The sequence below is a fragment of the Salmonella sp. K21076 genome (genome assembly GCF_039650795.1).
Lineage (GTDB): Bacteria > Pseudomonadota > Gammaproteobacteria > Enterobacterales > Enterobacteriaceae > Salmonella > Salmonella enterica.
Window position 1 is genome coordinate 13,468 of record NZ_JBCLYA010000042.1, and the last position, 19,795, is coordinate 33,262.

The following is a 19,795-nucleotide window of genomic DNA, read 5'->3' on the forward strand; positions in this document are numbered from 1 at the left end:
ATGAAAAAATTGTCAGGCGTTTTCCTTCTGCTGTTGGTTGTGCTGGGTATTGCCACGGGCGTGGGGATGTGGAAAGTTCGCCATCTGGCGAACAGCACGTTACTTATTAAAAACGAGACTATCTTTACGCTCAAGGCGGGAACGGGTCGGCTGGCGCTTGGTGACCAGCTTTATGATGAAAAAATCATTAATCGTCCCCGGGTATTTCAGTGGCTGCTGCGCGTGGAGCCTGAGTTATCGCACTTTAAAGCGGGAACTTACCGTTTTACGCCCGGGATGACCGTACGGGAGATGCTTGAGTTGCTGGAGAGCGGCAAAGAAGCGCAATTCCCGTTGCGGTTTGTGGAAGGGATGCGCCTTAGCGATTACCTGAAACAGTTACGAGAGGCGCCGTATATTCGCCATACATTGCCGGATGATGACTACGCCACTGTCGCTCAGGCATTAAAGCTTGCGCACCCGGAATGGGTAGAAGGGTGGTTCTGGCCTGATACCTGGATGTATACCGCCAACACCAGCGATGTCGCTATTCTCAAGCGAGCGCACCAAAAGATGGTGAAAGCTGTCGATACTGTCTGGAAAGGTCGGGCCGAGGGGCTGCCTTATAAAGATCAGAACCAACTGGTGACAATGGCCTCGATTATTGAAAAAGAGACGGCTGTCGCCAGCGAACGCGATCAGGTGGCCTCAGTCTTTATTAATCGCCTGAGAATCGGTATGCGCCTTCAGACCGATCCCACCGTGATTTACGGGATGGGGACGAGTTATAATGGTAACTTGTCGCGTGCGGATCTGGAAAAGCCGACGGCTTATAACACGTATACCATAACCGGGCTGCCGCCAGGACCGATTGCATCGCCCAGCGAAGCGTCATTGCAGGCGGCGGCGCATCCGGCGAAAACGCCGTATCTCTATTTTGTGGCCGACGGTAAAGGCGGTCACACATTTAACACCAATCTTGCCAGCCATAATCGGTCAGTGCAGGAGAAAGTGCTTAAGGAAAAAAATGGGCAGTAATTATATCGTCATCGAGGGCCTGGAAGGCGCCGGAAAAACCACTGCGCGCGACGTGGTGGTGGAGACCCTTGAGCAACTGGGTATTCGTAACATGATTTTTACCCGTGAGCCGGGCGGTACGCAGCTTGCCGAAAAACTAAGAAGTCTGGTGCTGGATATCCGATCGGTAGGCGACGAAGTGATTACCGATAAAGCGGAAGTGCTGATGTTTTATGCCGCTCGCGTACAGCTCGTCGAAACGGTAATCAAACCCGCGCTGGCGCAAGGCGTATGGGTGATCGGCGATCGCCACGATCTCTCGACCCAGGCGTATCAGGGGGGAGGGCGCGGCATTGATCAAACCATGCTGGCGACACTACGCGATGCCGTGCTGGGCGATTTTCGTCCTGACCTGACGCTGTATCTGGATGTCACGCCGGAAGTCGGGCTAAAACGCGCCAGAGCGCGCGGCGATTTGGATCGCATTGAGCAGGAATCTTTTGATTTCTTTAACCGGACTCGCGCGCGCTATCTGGAACTGGCGGCGCAAGACTCGCGTATCCGCACCATTGACGCGACCCAGCCGCTGGATGCCGTCATGCGCGACATTCGCGCCACGGTGACGAAGTGGGTGCAGGAGCAAGCGGCATGAAATGGTATCCATGGTTACGGCCCGCCTATGAAAAACTGGTAGAAAGTTACCAGGCGGGACGTGGGCACCATGCGCTACTGATTCAGGCCTTACCTGGCATGGGCGACGAGGCGCTGTGCTATGCGCTGAGCCGTTATCTGTTATGCCAGCAGCCTGAGGGCCACAAAAGCTGTGGGCATTGCCGTGGCTGTCAGCTTATGCAGGCTGGCACGCATCCGGACTATTACACGCTGACGCCGGATAAAGGCAAAAGCAGCCTTGGTGTAGATGCGGTACGCGAGGTCAGCGAGAAATTGTACGAGCACTCCCGTCTGGGTGGTGCGAAGGTGGTGTGGATTGCGGATGCGGCGCTATTAACCGACGCCGCCGCCAATGCGTTGCTCAAAACGCTGGAAGAGCCGCCGGAGCAAACCTGGTTTTTCCTTGCCAGCCCGGAGCCTGCTCGTCTGTTGGCGACATTACGCAGCCGTTGTCGGCTGCATCATCTGGCGCCGCCGTCCGAATCGTATGCGATGTCATGGCTGTCGCGAGAAGTGACGGCGTCACAAGAAGCATTGCTCACGGCGCTACGCCTGAACGCGGGGTCGCCCGGCGCCGCGCTGGCGCTGTTGCAGTCTGAACGTTGGGCGCAGCGTGAGGCGCTGTGTCAGGCGTTGATGGACAGTTTACATACGGGCGACTGGTATGCGTTATTAACGGCGCTCAATCATGAGCAAGCCCCGGCGCGCCTGCACTGGCTGGCGACGCTGCTGGTAGACGCGCTGAAACGTCAGCACGGCGCGTCGTACCTGACAAACGTTGATGCGGACGCGGTTGTTGCCGCGCTGGCGGGGCCGCTATCCCCGGCGCGTATTCAGGCAATCCTGAACGATGTTTGCCATTGTCGTGATCAATTACTTCATGTGACCGGATTAAATCGCGAACTGGTATTAACCGATCTCATTCTCCGCATCGAGCATTACCTGCAACCAGGCACCTTGTTGCCTGTTCCTCATCTTTGAGAGAGACATTATGTTTTTAGTCGACTCACACTGCCATCTTGATGGTCTGGATTATCAATCTTTGCATAAGGACGTGGACGATGTGCTGGCGAAAGCCGCCGCGCGCGATGTGAAGTTCTGTTTAGCGGTGGCGACGACGTTGCCGGGGTATCGCCATATGCGCGAGCTGGTGGGCAAGCGCGATAATGTGGTCTTTTCCTGCGGCGTGCATCCGTTAAATCAGGATGAAGTATATGACGTAGAAGAACTGCGCCTCCTTGCTGCAGAAGACGATGTGGTGGCGATGGGCGAGACCGGGCTTGATTACTTTTACACGCCTGAGACCAAAATCCGCCAGCAGGCGTCTTTTATTCATCATATCCAGATTGGCCGCGAATTGCATAAACCGGTGATTGTCCATACTCGCGACGCGCGTGCCGATACGCTGGCTATCCTGCGCGAAGAAAAAGTGACGGATTGCGGCGGCGTACTACACTGTTTTACAGAAGACAGAGAAACGGCCGGCAAATTGCTGGATCTGGGGTTTTATATCTCTTTTTCCGGCATCGTAACGTTCCGTAACGCTGAACAGTTGCGTGATGCGGCGCGCTATGTGCCGCTGGATCGGTTATTAGTCGAGACCGATTCTCCTTATCTGGCGCCGGTGCCGCATCGCGGTAAAGAGAACCAGCCTGCGATGGTACGCGACGTCGCAGAATATATGGCGGTATTGAAAGGGGTTGCCGTTGAAGAACTGGCGCAGATCACCACCGATAACTTTGCTCGCCTGTTCCATATTGACGCGTCTCGCCTGTCATCAATCCGTTAAACGAGTTTTTTTAAAGCTCGTAATTAATAAGCAAAGCGCGTAAAGTTCACCGCCACAAAAGGGGCGGTGAGCGAGCTTATGGAAACATTCGAAAACTCATTTTGGCAGAATGTGATACTTTTTAGGCTATCTGGCGCTGAAACGTGATAGCCGTCAAACAAAATCAGACGTATTTATTTTACTCTGTGTAATAAATAAAAGGGCACTTAGATGTCCTGTCCACGGCGGGGTTCTCCCCCCTCGCCAATGCGTGAGAACGTAGAAAAGCACAAATACTCAGGAGCACTCTCAATTATGTTTAAGAATGCATTTACTAACCTGCAAAAGGCCGGTAAATCGCTGATGCTGCCGGTATCCGTACTCCCTATCGCAGGTATCCTGCTGGGTGTCGGTTCCGCTAACTTCAGCTGGCTGCCAGCCGTTGTATCGCACGTTATGGCAGAAGCGGGCGGATCTGTTTTTGCCAATATGCCGCTGATTTTCGCTATCGGCGTGGCGTTGGGCTTCACCAACAACGACGGCGTTTCGGCTCTGGCGGCGGTAGTAGCGTATGGCATCATGGTGAAAACCATGGCTGTGGTTGCGCCGCTGGTTCTGCATTTACCTGCTGAAGAGATCGCCGCTAAACACCTTGCTGATACGGGTGTTCTCGGGGGGATTATCTCCGGTGCGATCGCAGCGTATATGTTTAACCGCTTCTACCGTATCAAACTGCCTGAGTATCTGGGCTTCTTTGCGGGCAAACGCTTCGTGCCGATCATTTCGGGTCTGGCCGCTATTTTTACCGGTGTGGTGCTGTCTTTCGTATGGCCGCCAGTCAGTACGGCTATCCAGGCGTTCTCGCAGTGGGCGGCTTATCAGAACCCGGTTGTCGCGTTTGGCATTTACGGTTTTATCGAGCGTTGCCTGGTGCCGTTTGGTCTGCATCATATCTGGAACGTTCCTTTCCAGATGCAGATCGGCGAATACACCAACGCAGCGGGTCAGGTATTCCACGGCGACATTCCGCGCTATATGGCGGGCGACCCGACGGCGGGTATGTTGTCTGGCGGCTTCCTGTTCAAAATGTACGGTCTGCCGGCTGCGGCCATTGCTATCTGGCACTCTGCTAAACCGGAAAACCGCGCAAAAGTGGGCGGTATCATGATTTCCGCCGCGCTGACCTCGTTTTTGACGGGTATTACCGAGCCTATCGAGTTCTCCTTCATGTTCGTGGCGCCGATCCTGTACATTATTCACGCGATTCTGGCAGGTCTGGCATTCCCGATCTGTATCCTGCTGGGGATGCGTGACGGTACGTCGTTCTCCCACGGTCTGATCGACTTTATCGTGCTGTCCGGTAACAGCAGCAAATTGTGGCTGTTCCCGATTGTTGGCGCCGGTTATGCGATTGTGTACTACACCGTGTTCCGCGTGCTGATCAAAGCGCTGGATCTGAAAACGCCGGGCCGTGAAGACTCTACTGATGACGCAAAAGCGGGCGCTACCAGCGAAATGGCGCCGGCTTTGATTGCGGCGTTTGGCGGTAAAGAGAACATCACTAACCTGGATGCCTGTATCACGCGTCTGCGCGTGAGCGTAGCCGATGTAGCGAAAGTGGATCAGGCTGGCCTGAAGAAACTGGGCGCGGCAGGCGTTGTCGTCGCGGGTTCCGGCGTTCAGGCTATTTTCGGTACGAAATCCGATAACCTGAAAACGGAAATGGATGAGTACATCCGTAACAGCTAAGCAGTAATGATGTTGGGGAGTATTAAGGCAGCCATTCGGCTGCCTTTTTTAATGGCGCTTTACATGACGCTCTCCGACAGTCTGTCAGAACTGATAGTTGGCGGTGAGGCTGACGTTACGCGGCGCGCCGTAAACAATGGAACTATCAATATTGGTGTCGTAGGTTTTATCGAACAGGTTGTTGATGTTTCCCTGTACGGAGAAATTTTTCGTCACCTGATAGCGGGTAAACAGATCGACCAGCGCATAGCTGCCCTGTTCGGCGCGGAAGGTGCCGTATGGCGTCGTGGTATCTTTGTAAACCCGATTCTGCCAGTTCACGCCGCCGCCGACCGTCAGCTCCGGTATCGCCGGCAGACGATAGCGGGTGAATAACTTCACGCTGGTGCGCGGGAGATTAGGGTTCACGGCGTTACCTTCATTGTCCTCGGCAACATACCGGGTAGCCCCGAAAGTCATCTGCCAGTTATCGGTAATTGCGCCGTTCACTTCAAATTCGACGCCTTTGCTCACCGTTCCGTCAGTAGACTTCCAGGCAAATTCCCCATTACTGCCAGGGATGGGAATAGTGGTTGCTTGAGCGACATTATCCTGCTCAATGCGGAACACGGACAACGTAGTGGTGAGGCGGCTGTTCATCCAGTCGGACTTCAGGCCCGCTTCATAGTTATTACCGGTAATCGGAGCCAGATATTGACCCGCTTTGTCGCGTTTATTCTGCGGCTGAAAGATAGAGGTATAACTGGCATAAGCGGACCAGTTGTCGTTGATATCATAAATCAGCCCGGCATACGGCGTGGTATGGTTTTTCTCCATGCTGTAGGTCAGTGTATCAACACGCCAGTTGGTATAACGAGCGCCAAGAATCAGATGCAGCGGGTCGGCCAGCGAAATGCACGTAGCGGCATACAGCGATTTCATATGCGTGGTATCGTCCTGCGCCAGATTTTGTGGCGCCCAGTGGGTTTGGGGGAAATTACCGTTAAAGGCGCCGAAGTTGCCAATGTCGTCCGGAAAGACGTTCGCCCAGGCGCTAAAATAGCGGTTATTCTGTTTACTATAACTGCCGCCAAACATCATATTGTGCTGACGGCCAAACAGCTCATAAGCGCCATCAGCAAAGAGATCTATGGCATCTACTTTGCGCTTGCCGCTGTTCCAGCCAGTACCGCCGACCACGGGGTAGCTTGCGCCATAAGGACTCACCAGCGTACCTGTCTCTTTATCCACTAAAGCATCGATATACATCATTTTACTGTCGAATTTGACCCTCAGTATGGGTCGCATTCAGGGTCGCCTGCCAGCTTTCGGCAAAACGCTGCTTAAGCGTGACGAAGAATTTATTTATCTCTTTATTGTTATAAGCCCAGTCCGGGGCGGTACTACGCGCGCGGTCATAGCTATTTTTGCTGCCATCGGTATTCCAGCGCGGCAGACCGCCCCAGGTCGGGCTGTTGACATCAATTTTTTGATATTCATAACCGGCTGAAAGGTTGGTAGTTGCACCCAGATCGGCATCGATAATTCCGGAAAAGAACGCTTTCTCACTGTTATAGCGGTCCAGCCAGGAATCATTATTCTGATAACCCGCCACGATGCGCCCACGGACATTACCGTCTGCGGTGAGCGGACTTTGCAGATCCATGACGTAACGCTGCTTATTCCAGCTACCGTATTCTGTGGAGACGTTACCTTTGAACTCCCGACTGGTGGCGTGTTTACGGATCATATTAATTGAGGCAGAAGGATTGCCGGTTCCGGTCATCAGCCCATTCGCGCCGCGAACCACCTCCACGCGCTCATACAGCGCGGTATCCGTTAGCGCATCGCCCAGATTCCAGCGGGACTCAAAATACGTTGGAATACCGTCAACCATATAGTTGTCAATTTCAAACCCGCGCGAGTAATAGCTGATGCGATCGGAGTCAGCCTGGCTTCCGCTGATCCCCAGCGTATTGGTCATCACCTCGCCCAGGGTTTGCAACTGCTGGTCTTCCATACGCTGTTGGCTGACAATACTGACCGACTGCGGGATATCGCGCTGAGTCATCGGCATTTTGGTGCCCGCTGCGGTCGTTTTCACGCTGTAATCCTGTTCTTCACGGTTTATGGCGTCAGCGGTCGTCGCGCCTTCGACAATAACGGTATCCTCAGCCGCGAAGGCGGCAGGCATAAATGCCATCGCCATACCCATAGCTAACAGCGACGGTGCGGCGGTGGACGGAAGGTGTTTGTCCCGGCGGTATTGAATGAAAGACATCTGAAAATCCTTGCTTGTTATTGGGGTAAGTTCAGGACGTATGACGTTGAACCTTTTCATTCTTTGCTAGTTAATGCGTATAAAAATGCAAATGAGAAATATACGCATTTGTATTAAATGTGTAAAACGGTATAACCAGGGAAACTAGAAATATTTTTTAAGCGTACAAAGGCGTCATGGCAGGGGGATATGGCGGTAAGTCCAGCATGTAGTCATTTTTCGCTTAATAAATCGTGGGTTAAAGTTGAAAGAGCGTCGGTAACTCGCTCATACTCTATACTCGCAGTATGGCTCGGCGTAGCATGTGCGCTGCAAGGGCTATTATGAAAAAGGAAAACGTCGTGGCAGAAGAAACTATATTCAGCAAAATTATTCGTCGTGAAATCCCTTCGGATATCGTTTATCAGGATGAGCTGGTCACCGCCTTTCGTGATATTTCACCGCAGGCGCCGACGCATATCTTGATTATTCCCAATATCCTGATCCCAACCGTCAATGACGTGACGGCGGAACATGAACAGGCGTTAGGTCGGATGATCACCGTGGCGGCGAAAATCGCTGAACAAGAAGGCATTGCCGAAGATGGGTATCGTTTAATCATGAATACCAACCGTCATGGGGGCCAGGAGGTTTATCATATCCATATGCACCTACTGGGCGGCCGCCCGCTAGGCCCGATGCTGGCGCATAAAGGCTTGTAAGTATGATCAAAGGATGCATCGCGGTTTCTCTGGGCTTGCTGCTGCTTACCGGCTGCCGGTCACATCCTGAAATTCCGGTAAGCGACGCGCAGTCGCTGGTGATGGAGTCCGCGGTTCTGGCGGCGGGTGTCACCGCAGAGCCGCCTGAACTGACGGCGTCTGATATCCAGCCATCAGCTTCTTCCCGCGTCTATAACGAAAGGCAAGAGCCCATAACCGTTCATTATCGGTTTTACTGGTATGACGCGCGGGGGCTGGAGATGCATCCGCTGGAGGCGCCGCGTAGCGTAACCATACCCGCGCGTTCGTCGGTAACGCTATTTGGCAGCGCCAATTATCTGGGGGCGCATAAGGTCAGGCTTTATCTTTATTTGTGAGGAGTGAATTTTGATGACAAAAATGCATCGCTACGCCGCCATTGCTGCGCTGGCGATATTTCTCTCCGGGTGTATGGCGCAACGTCAACCTGCGCCAGTTGAAGAGGTAAAACCAGCGCCAGAACAACCCGCGCAGCCGCCGCAGCCTCCTGTTGTGCCGTCTGTGCCAACGATTCCACAACAACCGGGGCCGATCGAACATGAAGATCAAACGGGCCAGCCAGCGCCTAAGGTGCGCCACTATGACTGGAACGGCGCGATGCAACCGCTGGTCAGCAAAATGTTGCAGGCTGATGGCGTGACGGCCAGAAGCGTATTGCTTGTCGACAGCGTGAATAACCGGACGAATGGGTCGTTAAATGCGAACGAGGCAACGGAAACGTTACGTAATGCGCTGGCGAACAACGGTAAATTTACGCTGGTCTCCGTACAGCAACTCGCGATGGCAAAACAGCAGTTAGGGTTGTCTCCGCAGGATAGTCTGGGAACGCGCAGTAAAGCTATTGGCATTGCGCGCAATGTCGGGGCGCAATATGTACTTTACTCCAGCGCATCCGGTAACGTTAACGCGCCTGCATTACAGATGCAGTTAATGCTGGTGCAAACTGGCGAGATAATCTGGTCAGGTAAAGGTGCGGTCCAACAACAATAATCCCTTAACGCGCGACGAGATCCTGTCGCGCTATTTTCCCCAGTATCGTCCCGCCGTCGCCGCATCGCAGGGGCTAAGCGGCGGGAGCTGTATTATTGCTCACGATACTCACCGTATCGTGCTGCGCCGTCATCACGACCCCGACGCTCCACCAGCCCATTTTTTACGTCATCACCGCGCCTTATCCCAATTGCCGGCCAGTCTGGCGCCGCGAGCGCTTTTTTATACGCCAGGCTGGATGGCGGTAGAATATCTGCATGGTGTGGTAAATTCCGCTCTGCCAGATGCCGACGAACTGGCGGCCTTACTGTATCATTTGCATCAACAGCCGCGTTTTGGCTGGCGTATCGCGCTATCGCCACTATTGGCGCAGTACTGGTCGTGTTGCGATCCGGCAAGGCGTACGCCGTTTTGGTTGCGGCGGCTCAAACAGTTGCAAAAAAACGGTGAACCTCGCCCGCTGCGGCTCGCGCCTTTGCATATGGATGTCCATGGCGACAATATAGTATTAACGTCCGCCGGGTTGAGACTGATTGACTGGGAGTATGCCGGCGACGGCGATATTGCGTTGGAGCTGGCGGCAGTATGGGTTGAGGATGAACGCCAGCACCGACAACTGGCAGACGCTTATGCCGCGCGCGCGCGAATCGACGCCCGGCAGCTATGGCGACAGATACGATTATGGCACCCCTGGGTCATTATGCTAAAAGCAGGGTGGTTCGAATACCGCTGGCGACAAACCGGCGAGCAACAATTTATCAGGCTGGCCGATGAAACCTGGCGCCAGCTACGTATGAAAGGATAAGGAGAGCAGTGTGGGCCCAGTAATGTTGAATGTCGAAGGATGTGAGCTGGATGCGGAGGAGCGCGAGATACTGGCGCATCCGCTGGTTGGCGGGCTTATTCTGTTCACGCGTAATTACCATGACCCGGAACAGCTGCGCGAATTAGTGCGCCAGATTCGGGCGGCATCGCGTAACCATCTGGTGGTGGCCGTCGATCAGGAAGGCGGGCGCGTACAGCGTTTCCGTGAAGGGTTTACCCGCCTGCCCGCGGCGCAATCTTTTTTTGCGCTGCATGGGCTGGAAGAGGGGGGGCGACTGGCGCAGGAGGCAGGGTGGCTGATGGCCAGCGAAATGATCGCGATGGATATTGATATCAGTTTTGCGCCAGTGCTGGACGTTGGGCATATCAGCGCGGCAATTGGCGAGCGTTCTTATCATGCCGATCCCGCAAAAGCGTTGGCAATGGCAACACGCTTTATTGACGGCATGCATGACGCCGGGATGAAAACGACCGGTAAGCATTTCCCCGGCCACGGCGCGGTCACGGCGGACTCCCACAAAGAGACGCCGTGCGATCCACGTCCTGAAACGGACATCCGTGGCAAAGATATGTCGGTGTTCCGCGCGCTGATTAGTGAGAATAAACTGGATGCGATTATGCCTGCCCACGTGATCTACCGCGCTATCGATCCGCGTCCGGCAAGCGGTTCGCCGTACTGGCTGAAAACGGTGCTGCGTCAGGAGCTAGGCTTTGACGGCGTCATTTTCTCCGACGATCTGTCTATGGAGGGCGCGGCGATTATGGGCAGCTATGCTGAGCGCGCTCAGGCGTCGCTGGATGCGGGTTGCGATATGATTCTGGTCTGCAATAATCGTAAAGGCGCAGTCAGCGTGCTGGATAATCTGTCGCCGATCAAAGCAGAACGTGTTACACGTTTGTATCATAAAGGTTCATTTTCACGCCGGGAGCTCATGGACTCAGCACGCTGGAAAACAGCCAGCGCCCAGCTCAACCAGTTACATGAACGCTGGCAGGAAGAAAAAGCAGGTCATTAACTCGAGTTTTCGTGAGGGTGCCAGATGATTATTTATTTACACGGTTTTGATTCAAATAGTCCGGGTAACCATGAAAAAGTGTTGCAATTACAATTTATCGACCCGGATGTTCGGCTGGTAAGCTACAGTACGCGGCATCCTAAGCACGATATGCAGCATCTGCTGAAAGAAGTGGACAAAATGTTGCAGTTGAATGTGGACGAGCGCCCTTTAATCTGTGGCGTAGGGCTGGGCGGTTACTGGGCGGAGCGGATTGGCTTTTTGTGCGATATCCGTCAGGTGGTTTTTAACCCGAACCTGTTCCCCTATGAAAACATGGAGGGGAAAATCGATCGCCCGGAAGAATATGCGGACATCGCTACAAAGTGCGTGACCAACTTTCGCGAAAAAAATCGCGATCGTTGTCTGGTGATCCTCTCGCGTCATGACGAAGCGCTGGACAGCCAACGCTCAGCGCAAGCGCTTCACCCGTTTTATGAAATTGTGTGGGATGAGGAACAGACTCACAAATTCAAAAATATTTCGCCGCACTTGCAACGTATCAAAGCGTTTAAAACGCTGGGGTAACGCCATCCGGCAATATGGCGTTATCAGTGACCGGATAACCAGCCTTGCGGCTGGTTTTTTTATGCTCAATTCTCGCAAACTGTCTATCTTTTCAGCATGAAAACTTGATGCACATCAATTTTGGTATGACCAATGCACCGTTCATGCTATTCTCATATCAGAAGCTTATTCTCATTAACGTAACTTGTTGTTAATTAAAGGCTATACTAATAACTTTTAATTAACAATTGGTTAATAAATTTAAGGGGGTCACGTTGACTACACCATTAAAAAAGATCGTGATTGTCGGCGGCGGCGCTGGCGGGCTGGAAATGGCGACGCAGTTAGGCCATAAACTGGGGCGCAAGAAAAAAGCGAAAATCACGCTGGTAGACAGAAATCACAGCCATCTGTGGAAACCATTGCTGCACGAAGTGGCGACTGGCTCTCTGGACGAAGGCGTGGATGCGCTGAGCTATCTGGCTCATGCGCGTAATCATGGTTTCCAGTTCCAGCTGGGGTCGGTGATGGATATCGATCGCGAAGCGAAGACCATCACCATTGCCGAGTTGCGTGATGAAAAGGGCGAACTGCTGGTGCCGGAGCGCAAAATCGCGTATGACACGCTGGTGATGGCGCTGGGCAGCACCTCTAATGATTTCAACACGCCGGGCGTGAAAGAGCACTGTATCTTCCTCGATAACCCGCATCAGGCGCGCCGTTTTCACCAGGAGATGCTGAACCTGTTCCTCAAGTATTCGGCTAACCTGGGCGCGAACGGTAAGGTCAATATCGCCATCGTTGGCGGCGGTGCGACGGGGGTTGAGCTGTCGGCTGAACTGCATAATGCGGTAAAACAGCTGCATAGCTATGGTTATAAGGGGCTGACCAACGACGCGTTGAACGTGACGTTGGTTGAGGCTGGCGAGCGTATTCTGCCTGCGTTGCCGCCGCGTATCTCCAGCGCCGCGCATAATGAACTGACCAAACTGGGCGTTCGCGTACTGACGCAAACTATGGTCACCAGCGCCGACGAAGGCGGTCTGCATACGAAAGAAGGTGAATATATTCAGGCCGATCTGATGGTGTGGGCGGCGGGTATCAAAGCGCCAGATTTTATGAAAGAAATTGGTGGTCTGGAAACGAACCGCATTAACCAACTGGTGGTGGAACCGACGCTGCAAACCACGCGTGATCCTGATATTTATGCGATTGGCGACTGCGCTTCCTGCGCACGTCCGGAGGGAGGTTTTGTGCCGCCTCGCGCTCAGGCGGCGCATCAGATGGCTACCTGCGCGATGAATAACATTCTGGCGCAGATGAATGGCAAGCCGCTGAAAGCTTACCAGTATAAAGATCATGGATCGCTGGTCTCTCTGTCCAACTTCTCTACCGTGGGTAGTCTGATGGGGAACCTGACCCGCGGTTCAATGATGATTGAAGGACGTATCGCCCGCTTCGTGTATATCTCGCTATACCGTATGCACCAGATAGCGCTGCATGGATACTTTAAAACCGGCCTGATGATGCTGGTGGGCAGTATTAACCGCGTCATTCGTCCGCGCCTGAAACTGCATTAATTTTTCTGCGCCTCACCGGCTGCTCGCCGGTGAGCGCTTCTCCATCACTTGCTTCGGAGTTGTCCGAATCCTTCAGCTTTACCGCCTCATCCCGCATTTTTCATCCTCATTCCGATTGGCTTTGTTCGCATACTGGTTGCAAAATTGTTACCAATAGCAACGAAGGAGGAACTCCCGTGAATAAATCAATGTTGGCGGGTATAGGGATTGGCGTAGCGGCTGCGCTGGGTGTGGCGGCAGTGGCCAGTCTCAACGTATTTGATCGTGGTCCGCAGTATGCGCAGGTGATATCGGCTAAACCGATTAAAGAGACGGTAAAAACGCCGCGTCAGGAGTGCCGTAATGTCACGGTCACGCATCGTAGACCGGTTCAGGACGAAAACCGTATTGCCGGCTCGGTGCTTGGCGCAGTAGCAGGCGGCGTGATTGGACATCAATTTGGCGGCGGTCGTGGTAAAGATGTGGCGACGGTCGTCGGGGCGCTGGGCGGCGGTTATGCTGGCAATCAAATCCAGGGATCAATGCAGGAGAGTGATACCTACACTACCACGCAGCAACGCTGTAAGACGGTGTATGACAAATCTGAAAAGATGCTTGGCTACGACGTGACCTACAAAATTGGCGATCAGCAGGGCAAAATCCGCATGGATAAAGACCCCGGAACGCAAATTCCCCTCGACGGCAATGGTCAACTGGTTCTGAATAACAAAGCATAAAAAAGCTGTACTCTGCAAGTTAGCCCCTCATTCGCTCAGGCTGAGGGGCTTTTTTTATCCGAAGCCGCGTCGTTCAGGACTTGAGCAGTTCAGGCCAGATGCGCAGAGTCGTACGCGTAATTTGCATCAGTTGTTCGAAGGTGGCACCTTCACGGGCGCTGATCGACATTCCCTGTAAAATACAGTTTATATATTCCGCGAGCGCCTGCGGGTTACAGTGCGCCGGAATTTCACCGCGCTCCTGATGTTGGCGCAGAAACTGGATGAGCGTCTGTTCCTGCATGGCGTGGCGTGATTTTACCGTGCGGGCGATATCGCGCGAGGAGGCGGCCAGGGTGGCGGACGTATTAATCATAAAGCAGCCAGCCGGCGTGTCTGTACTGGTAAAGCAGGCGGCAATTTCTGTGAAGTAATCTTCCAGCGCCGATTCTACGCTTTTCTCTTCACAAAAGAGCTGGGCTTCGTGTTTTGAGGCAAAGCGAGTGATGTAGCGATCCAGGACAGCGCGAAATAATCCTTCTTTGTTAGTGAATTCCGCATAGAGAGTAGGCGCTTTCGCCCCGGTAGCCTCTACGAGATCGGCAAGCGAAGTTGCTTCATAGCCGTGCTGCCAGAAGAGAGTCATGGCCTTATCAAGCGCGGCTTCCCTGTCGAACACTTTTGGTCGGCCACGGCTTTTCTTCGCGCAACTCGTGGTATCCGTTGTCATGATGCCGTTGTACCTGTTTAAAGAGCGGTCTCTCTATTATAAAAACAAACCACTTCTGGCTCCAGAGTATTCATTAGAAAAATAAATCAATTCTATTCACATGAAAAATAACATCTTTATAAATTATATAACGATCATTATAAAAAGAGGTTGACGTGTGATGTAGATCACATCTATGATTAATTTATCGATCGTTAAGTTAATGCTTGCGACACCCATTCATCTGCTAAAGGTCATCACTATGAAAAACGTAAAAAACCTCATCGCTGCTGCGGTACTGAGTTCGCTCTCATTCGCCAGCTTCGCCGCCGTTGAAGTTCAGGCAACGCCAGAAGGTCAACAGAAGTTCGGCACCATTTCCGCGAATGGCGGCACGAATCTGGGCTCGCTGGAAGATCAGCTGGCGCAAAAAGCGCAGGAAATGGGGGCGAAGTCTTTCCGTATTACCTCTGTTACCGGCCCGAATACCCTCCACGGTACGGCGGTAATCTATAAGTAAGCATTAACCCTCATTAATGCCGCTGCGATTGCCACAATAAAAAGAGAAAGCCTCGCGATGCATCGCGAGGCTTTTTTGTCAGTCAGCTATTCACGCTTACAGCGACTGATGAACTTCCACCAGTCGCACGCCGCCTGGCTCCACCGAGGCTTTAATCGGCGTATTGATAATATTCACTTTGGTTCCCGGCGTGACTTGACGGAACAATGTCTCTATATCACCGTCGCGCAGACGGATACAGCCGGAACTGACGCGCATACCAATGCCAAAACCGGCATTCGTGCCATGTAACAGATAGACGCCGCCGTAGGCCGCTAAACGAATCGCGTGATGCCCCATTGGGTTATCGGGACCGGCAGGCACCACGGCGGGGAGATCGATGCCTTGCGCTTTATAACGGGCGCGAATATTGGTGGTCGGCGTCCAGGTTGGATTGGCGCGTTTATCCGAAATGGTCGTCACCATCGTTGGCGTCAGGGTATCGCCGCCCAGTTGGCCAATGCCGATAGGGTAGACCGTGACCGTATTTTTCCCCGGTTGATAATAGTAAAGCCGTAATTCAGCGAGGTTAATGACGATACCTTCACGTGGCGCGTCCGGTAGCAGCGTTTGCAGCGGAATCGTCAGCACGCTGCCTGCGCGTGGCACGTAAGGATCAATGCCGGGGTTGGCCTGTAACAGGGCTAAAAAGCCCACGTTATATTTTTTGGCGATCGCCTCCAGCGAGCCGCCGTCGTCTTCAACGACATGGAATTTATTTTCTCCCACCAGTCGACTGCCGGGGGGCGGAAGAGGCCACGTATTCGCCTGCGCGGGAAGGGCAAGCATGATGGTCGCGGTAAGCGCAAGCAACGCCCACCAGCGAGAGAGTCGCGTATTGTTGAACATTATAATAAGCCCATGATTATTATGTGGTTATTTTTATAAAAGAGGAAATAAGAATTATGGCGGTTGGCTGTGTCTGGAACTGCAGGGAAGTGCAAAGAATTTGTAAAGATTAGGCCGGGCGCAGAGTAATGACGCCCGGCCTGACGCTTATGCAATAGCGTTTTCTTCCAGTTGCTGCATGAACTGGCGTACCCAGTCTATACGCGTTTTACGTTCGCTTAAATCCTGAATAAACTTGAGGCGCGTCGGGCCATCCAGACGGAAATGCTGCGGCTGTTTTTGCAGTAACCCGATAAGCCAGGCGGGGTCAACGTGGTTTTTCTCGGCGAACTCAATCGTTCCACCTTTCTCGTTACCCTCCAGTTTTCGGATGCCGAGCTTTTGCGCCTGTTGGCGCAGGCGGGCGATATCCAGCAGATTACGCGCCGGATCGGGCAGCAGGCCGAAGCGGTCGATCAATTCCACTTTGATCTCTTCCAGCTCGTTTTCGTTCTTCGCGCTGGCAATGCGTTTATAGAATGACAGCCGGGTATTAACATCCGGAATAAAATCATCCGGCAGTAACGACGGCATTCGCAGCTCGACTTCCGTTTGCTGACTGGTGAGATCTTCCAGCGAGGGTTCGCGGCCTGCTTTCAGCGCATCAACGGCGTTTTCCAGCAATTCCATGTAGAGTGAGAAGCCAATGGTTTCCATTGAGCCGCTTTGCTCTTCGCCAAGCAGCTCGCCCGCGCCGCGGATCTCCAGATCGTGGGTCGCCAGCGCAAACCCGGCGCCTAAATCCTCCAGCGACGCAATCGCCTCCAGCCGTTTTTGCGCATCGGCGGTCATGGCCTTAGGATGTGGCGTCAACAGCCAGGCGTAGGCCTGGTGGTGCGAGCGCCCTACGCGGCCACGCAGCTGGTGCAACTGCGCGAGGCCGAAATGATCCGCGCGTTCAATGATGATCGTGTTAGCGGTGGGAATGTCGATCCCCGTTTCGATAATGGTAGTACACACCAGCACGTTAAAACGTTGATGGTGGAAATCGTTCATGACCCGTTCCAGCTCACGTTCGCGCATCTGCCCGTGGCCTATAGCGATTCGCGCTTCCGGCACCAGTTCCGCCAGCCGCTCTGCGGCTTTCTGAATATTTTCGACGTCATTGTACAAATAGTAAACCTGACCGCCGCGCAGGATTTCACGCAGAATCGCTTCCCTTACCACCAGGCTATCATACTCGCGGACAAAGGTTTTTACCGCCAGACGACGGGCAGGGGGAGTGGCGATAATGGAGAGATCGCGCATACCGCTCATCGCCATATTCAGCGTCCGCGGGATCGGCGTCGCCGTGAGCGTCAGAATATCGACATCGGCGCGCATCGCCTTAATTCGCTCTTTGTGGCGCACGCCGAAACGGTGCTCTTCATCGACAATCAGCAGGCCGAGGTCGCGTAGCTTCACATCGCTTTGTAGCAGTTTATGCGTACCGATCAGAATATCGATCTTACCTTCGGCGGCTTCCGCCAGGATTTGCGTCTGCTCTTTGGCGCTGCGAAAGCGGGACAGCATCTCAATGCGTACCGGCCAGTTGGCGAAACGGTCGCGGAAGTTGTCATAGTGTTGCTGCGCCAGCAGCGTAGTCGGCACCAGTACCGCCACCTGTTTATGGTTTTCCACCGCCAGGAACGCGGCGCGCATCGCCACTTCGGTTTTGCCGAAGCCGACGTCGCCGCACACCAGCCTGTCCATCGCCAGCGGTTGGCACATATCGCTCAATACGGCGTTAATCGCCTGTGCCTGATCGGGCGTCGTTTCAAACGGGAAGCTGTCGCAGAATAACTGATACTGCTCACGATCATGCTTAAAGGCAAAACCCTCTTTTGCCGCTCGTTGCGCATAAATATCCAACAGTTCCGCTGCGACATCGCGCACTTTTTCCGCCGCTTTCTGCCGGGCGCGCGACCAGGCGTCGCCGCCCAGTTTATGCAGCGGCGCACTTTCTTCCGCGCCGCCGGCATAGCGGCTAATCAGATGCAATGAGGAGACCGGCACATACAGTTTGGCGTCATTGGCGTAAGTGAGCATCAGATATTCACCCTTGATGCCGCCAGCCTCCAGAGTGGTCATGCCGGCATAGCGTCCGACGCCGTGCTCCAGATGCACTACCGGTTGACCGACGTGGAGCTCCGCCAGGTTACGAATCAACGTATCCGGGTTGATCGTGCGGCGGGAATCCAGGCGGCGACGCGCCACCCGCTCACCCAAAAGATCGCTTTCACAAATCAGCGCCAGATTGCGTTGGGTGTCGATAAAGCCATGTTCTGCGGCGCCAATCATCAGATAGCGTCCCGCATCCTGCGCCTCGTCCAGGCGTAATATTCGCTTCGGCGCGATTTTTATGCGAGCCAGGAGCTCTCCCAGAGCTTCGCGGCGTCCTTCGCTTTCCACCGAAAAAATCACCGGACCGCTGAAAGATTCGAGGAACTTACGCAGCGCGTCCAGCGGCGCTTTCTGCTGTGCCTGGATAGCCAAATCCGGTAATTTCTGGAAACCGAGATTGGTATTGGCGGCTTTTTCCGGCAGATGGTCGGTTTTAAGCTGGAGGCGAGGCCAGCGTTTAAGCTCGGAAAAGAGCCCATCCACCCGTAGCCAGAGGGCTTCCGGCGGCAAAAGCGGGCGCATAGGATCGACGCCACGATTTTCAAAACGCGCCAGCGTATCGGCCTGAAAGCGTTCGGCGCTGGTTTCCAGCGAGCCGGTATTCACCACCAGAGTATTGGCGGGGAAATAGCTAAATAATGGCGGTAACGGTTCGCTGAAAAAGAGCGGCTGCCAGTATTCGATCCCGGCGGGCAGAGTGCCTTTGCTAACCTGCTGATAGATGTGCTCGGCGTCGCGTTTTACCTCAAAGGTATCGCGCCACTGGCTACGGAAAAGCTCAATAGCGGCTTTGTCGGTAGGAAATTCGTGCGCGGGCAACAAATTGATGGCCTCAACCTCCTCCAGCGTACGCTGGGTATCCGCGTCAAACAGACGCAGGCTGTCAATTTCATCATCAAAAAAGTCGAGGCGATAAGGCTGTTCGCTGCCCATCGGAAAGAGATCCAACAGCGCGCCGCGCGTCGCGTATTCGCCATGCTCCATCACCTGATCGACATGCCGATAACCGGCGCTGTCAAGCTGCGCGCGCAGAGCGTCGCGGGACAGCCGCTGGCCTTTTTTCATCACCAGCGCATGACCATGCAGATAGCTATGCTGACAAACGCGCTGCATCAGGGTGTTTACCGGTACAATCAAGACGCCGCGCTGCATTGACGGCAACTGGTAGAGCGTGGACAGGCGCGAAGAGATAATTTCCTGATGCGGGGAGAAGCTGTCATACGGTAGCGTTTCCCAGTCCGCCAGGTTCATGACCATCTGATCGGTAAACTGGCGGATTTCATCATGCAATCGCAGAGCATTTTGCATGTCAGGCGCTATGAGTACCACCGGACCGGCATGGCGTTCAGCTATCTCCGCCACCAGCGTAGCGCAGGCGGCACCGGTAAGTTCGCCCAACTGGCGCTGATCGCCCGCTTTTGTCGGCAGCGTGTAACGTTGTTTTTCAGGCATAACGGTTGTCAGTATCTCTTTTTGTTTTACGCCGCACTCTACGCGTCACCCTTCAGGCTGCTTCATGGTTGGCTGCGCGCCAGGACAGCATGAAGGACTCAGGTATTCAGGGGCATATGACTGATAAGCAATGTTCTTTATTATCCGCGATCGTTGTTTATTAGCAAATTGAATCCGCCGGATAACACGCCGAACAGGTAAAGTATGAACATGTAAGTGACTTGATTTGTCGGCCTTTTTCAGAATA

The 19,795-nt window shown here is 53.7% G+C and carries 16 protein-coding genes and 2 pseudogenes; 14 read left to right on the forward strand and 4 right to left on the reverse strand.

Annotated elements, in window-relative coordinates:
* From yceG to ptsG, 5 genes are all read left to right on the forward strand, one after another.
* Positions 1 to 1,017, forward strand: coding sequence for a cell division protein YceG (gene yceG / locus AAYN39_RS11200; RefSeq protein WP_000736473.1), 1,017 nt, complete (start codon positions 1 to 3; stop codon positions 1,015 to 1,017).
* The gene (gene tmk, locus AAYN39_RS11205; protein WP_000535399.1) at positions 1,007 to 1,648 is read left to right on the forward strand and encodes a dTMP kinase; all 642 of its coding nucleotides are present in this window, start codon (positions 1,007 to 1,009) and stop codon (positions 1,646 to 1,648) included. Before yceG ends, tmk begins: the two co-directional genes overlap by 11 nt.
* Positions 1,645 to 2,649, forward strand: coding sequence for a DNA polymerase III subunit delta' (gene holB / locus AAYN39_RS11210; protein WP_000872450.1), 1,005 nt, complete (start codon positions 1,645 to 1,647; stop codon positions 2,647 to 2,649). The genes tmk and holB overlap by 4 nt, the downstream gene beginning before the upstream one ends.
* A gap of 10 nt (positions 2,650 to 2,659) precedes the next feature.
* Positions 2,660 to 3,457 carry a metal-dependent hydrolase gene (locus AAYN39_RS11215; RefSeq protein ID WP_000480274.1) on the forward strand — a complete coding sequence of 266 codons (798 nt, stop codon included), beginning with the start codon at positions 2,660 to 2,662 and terminating at the stop codon, positions 3,455 to 3,457.
* Between the two features lie 294 nt (positions 3,458 to 3,751).
* Complete coding sequence (ptsG, locus tag AAYN39_RS11220; protein WP_050189068.1) at positions 3,752 to 5,185, forward strand: PTS glucose transporter subunit IIBC; 1,434 nt, start codon at positions 3,752 to 3,754, stop codon at positions 5,183 to 5,185.
* A gap of 84 nt (positions 5,186 to 5,269) precedes the next feature.
* Here ptsG and fhuE read toward each other — a convergent pair.
* Positions 5,270 to 7,445, reverse strand: a pseudogene (gene fhuE / locus AAYN39_RS11225) (ferric-rhodotorulic acid/ferric-coprogen receptor FhuE).
* 341 nt (positions 7,446 to 7,786) lie between these two features.
* Here fhuE and hinT point away from each other — a divergent pair.
* From hinT to AAYN39_RS11265, 8 genes are all read left to right on the forward strand, one after another.
* Positions 7,787 to 8,146, forward strand: coding sequence for a purine nucleoside phosphoramidase (gene hinT / locus AAYN39_RS11230; RefSeq protein WP_001532068.1), 360 nt, complete (start codon positions 7,787 to 7,789; stop codon positions 8,144 to 8,146).
* A gap of 2 nt (positions 8,147 to 8,148) precedes the next feature.
* Positions 8,149 to 8,523 carry a YcfL family protein gene (locus tag AAYN39_RS11235; RefSeq protein WP_000589560.1) on the forward strand — a complete coding sequence of 125 codons (375 nt, stop codon included), beginning with the start codon at positions 8,149 to 8,151 and terminating at the stop codon, positions 8,521 to 8,523.
* Positions 8,524 to 8,536: 13 nt separating this feature from the next.
* A complete protein-coding gene (lpoB, locus tag AAYN39_RS11240) occupies positions 8,537 to 9,175 on the forward strand; it encodes a penicillin-binding protein activator LpoB (protein WP_000164360.1) in 639 nt (212 codons plus the stop codon).
* Positions 9,156 to 9,980: a thiamine kinase gene (gene thiK, locus AAYN39_RS11245; RefSeq protein WP_001257320.1), complete on the forward strand. Its 825-nt coding sequence runs from the start codon at positions 9,156 to 9,158 to the stop codon at positions 9,978 to 9,980. Before lpoB ends, thiK begins: the two co-directional genes overlap by 20 nt.
* 10 nt (positions 9,981 to 9,990) lie before the next feature.
* Complete coding sequence (gene nagZ, locus AAYN39_RS11250) at positions 9,991 to 11,016, forward strand: beta-N-acetylhexosaminidase (protein WP_000529339.1); 1,026 nt, start codon at positions 9,991 to 9,993, stop codon at positions 11,014 to 11,016.
* A gap of 24 nt (positions 11,017 to 11,040) precedes the next feature.
* Positions 11,041 to 11,583: an alpha/beta hydrolase YcfP gene (ycfP, locus tag AAYN39_RS11255; RefSeq protein ID WP_000587943.1), complete on the forward strand. Its 543-nt coding sequence runs from the start codon at positions 11,041 to 11,043 to the stop codon at positions 11,581 to 11,583.
* Positions 11,584 to 11,837: 254 nt separating this feature from the next.
* On the forward strand, positions 11,838 to 13,142 hold the full coding sequence (gene ndh / locus AAYN39_RS11260) for an NADH-quinone dehydrogenase (protein ID WP_000211053.1): 1,305 nt from the start codon (positions 11,838 to 11,840) through the stop codon (positions 13,140 to 13,142).
* Between the two features lie 176 nt (positions 13,143 to 13,318).
* Positions 13,319 to 13,858, forward strand: coding sequence for a glycine zipper 2TM domain-containing protein (locus AAYN39_RS11265; RefSeq protein WP_001043449.1), 540 nt, complete (start codon positions 13,319 to 13,321; stop codon positions 13,856 to 13,858).
* A 73-nt stretch (positions 13,859 to 13,931) separates the two neighbouring features.
* On the opposite strand, the gene comR is transcribed toward AAYN39_RS11265, so the two are convergent.
* Positions 13,932 to 14,567 carry a TetR family copper-responsive transcriptional repressor ComR gene (gene comR / locus AAYN39_RS11270; protein WP_000205980.1) on the reverse strand — a complete coding sequence of 212 codons (636 nt, stop codon included), beginning with the start codon at positions 14,565 to 14,567 and terminating at the stop codon, positions 13,932 to 13,934.
* A gap of 241 nt (positions 14,568 to 14,808) precedes the next feature.
* On the opposite strand from comR, the gene bhsA reads away from it, so the two are divergent.
* Positions 14,809 to 15,066 (forward strand): multiple stress resistance protein BhsA, encoded by a 258-nt coding sequence (gene bhsA / locus AAYN39_RS11275; RefSeq protein ID WP_000800134.1) that lies wholly within the window; start codon positions 14,809 to 14,811, stop codon positions 15,064 to 15,066.
* 105 nt (positions 15,067 to 15,171) lie between these two features.
* On the opposite strand, the pseudogene AAYN39_RS11280 reads toward bhsA, so the two are convergent.
* Together AAYN39_RS11280 and mfd are read right to left on the reverse strand one after the other, a co-directional pair.
* Positions 15,172 to 15,954: pseudogene (locus AAYN39_RS11280) on the reverse strand (L,D-transpeptidase family protein); the annotation flags it as partial.
* Positions 15,955 to 16,101: 147 nt separating this feature from the next.
* Positions 16,102 to 19,548, reverse strand: coding sequence for a transcription-repair coupling factor (gene mfd, locus AAYN39_RS11285; RefSeq protein ID WP_001114340.1), 3,447 nt, complete (start codon positions 19,546 to 19,548; stop codon positions 16,102 to 16,104).
* Positions 19,549 to 19,795 lie beyond the last annotated feature (247 nt).

Bases quoted from the DNA above. Each gene is read 5' to 3' on its own strand.
- yceG (WP_000736473.1), top strand. From the start codon at position 1: ATGAAAAAATTGTCAGGCGTTTTCCTTCTGCTGTTGGTTGTGCTGGGT.
- tmk (WP_000535399.1), top strand. From the start codon at position 1,007: ATGGGCAGTAATTATATCGTCATCGAGGGCCTGGAAGGCGCCGGAAAA.
- holB (WP_000872450.1), top strand. From the start codon at position 1,645: ATGAAATGGTATCCATGGTTACGGCCCGCCTATGAAAAACTGGTAGAA.
- AAYN39_RS11215 (WP_000480274.1), top strand. From the start codon at position 2,660: ATGTTTTTAGTCGACTCACACTGCCATCTTGATGGTCTGGATTATCAA.
- ptsG (WP_050189068.1), top strand. From the start codon at position 3,752: ATGTTTAAGAATGCATTTACTAACCTGCAAAAGGCCGGTAAATCGCTG.
- AAYN39_RS11235 (WP_000589560.1), top strand. From the start codon at position 8,149: ATGATCAAAGGATGCATCGCGGTTTCTCTGGGCTTGCTGCTGCTTACC.
- lpoB (WP_000164360.1), top strand. From the start codon at position 8,537: ATGACAAAAATGCATCGCTACGCCGCCATTGCTGCGCTGGCGATATTT.
- ycfP (WP_000587943.1), top strand. From the start codon at position 11,041: ATGATTATTTATTTACACGGTTTTGATTCAAATAGTCCGGGTAACCAT.
- comR (WP_000205980.1), bottom strand. From the start codon at position 14,567: ATGACAACGGATACCACGAGTTGCGCGAAGAAAAGCCGTGGCCGACCA.
- bhsA (WP_000800134.1), top strand. From the start codon at position 14,809: ATGAAAAACGTAAAAAACCTCATCGCTGCTGCGGTACTGAGTTCGCTC.
- mfd (WP_001114340.1), bottom strand. From the start codon at position 19,548: ATGCCTGAAAAACAACGTTACACGCTGCCGACAAAAGCGGGCGATCAG.